Origin of the sequence: Streptomyces sp. URMC 126 (assembly GCF_051386555.1) — a bacterium.
Classification (GTDB): domain Bacteria; phylum Actinomycetota; class Actinomycetes; order Streptomycetales; family Streptomycetaceae; genus Streptomyces.
Map to the genome: position 1 here is coordinate 1 of NZ_JBPQTX010000809.1, position 279 is coordinate 279.

Below are 279 nucleotides of genomic sequence, written 5' to 3' on the forward strand. Positions count from 1 at the left end.
GTCTATGAGAGCGCCTATCTGTCGAGCCGCATCGCGATCATGTCCCCGCGCCCCGGCCGCATCGTCGCGGAAGTTGCGGGCGAGATGCCGGGGCCACGCACGAAGGATTTTCGCACCAGTGCCCGTTACGCAGCCCTGTGCGGAGAGATTTCGCAGATCCTGCTGGAGCAGGATGCGGAGGAGCGCGCGTGACGACAGCATCCTCCAACCCTTTGAAGTTTGCCCTGCCGCTCGCAGTCTTTGCGGCAGCTATCGGGCTTTGGGAGATCGCCGTACGGC

The 279-nt window shown here is 64.2% G+C and carries 1 pseudogene; it reads left to right on the top strand.

The features are described 5' to 3' along the window. Positions 1-192, top strand: a pseudogene (locus ACSNOK_RS34015) (ABC transporter ATP-binding protein); the annotation flags it as partial. Positions 193-279: the final 87 nt, after the last annotated feature.